This window comes from Lactococcus sp. EKM203L (assembly GCF_011800585.1).
GTDB classification, from domain to species: domain Bacteria; phylum Bacillota; class Bacilli; order Lactobacillales; family Streptococcaceae; genus Lactococcus; species Lactococcus lactis.
The window spans coordinates 1-230 of the sequence record NZ_JAALEQ010000071.1; the positions used below are offsets into that span (position 1 = coordinate 1).

At 33.5% G+C, this 230-nt stretch carries 1 protein-coding gene; it reads right to left on the reverse strand.

Annotation, left to right across the window (positions count from 1 at the left end; genetic code table 11):
• A partial coding sequence (locus HFD15_RS14135) for a cold-shock protein (protein WP_167595260.1) occupies positions 1-188 on the reverse strand: 188 nt, incomplete at its 3' end.
• Positions 189-230: the final 42 nt, after the last annotated feature.

Genomic DNA, 230 nt, shown 5'->3' on the forward strand with positions numbered 1-230 from the left:
ACGTTTGAAGCATAACGCCCACGAGACGTCATTTTGATATCAAAAGTAACCTTTTGACCTTCATCGTATTTTTTAAAATCATTTCCTTGAATAGACAAGAGGTAAGCAAACACATCTTGCATATCATCTGCCATAATAAAACCATAGCCTTTATCAGCGTTAAACCAATTTATTGTTCCTTTATTCATATAATACATCCTTTCGCATCATCTGTAAATCCTATTTTGCGA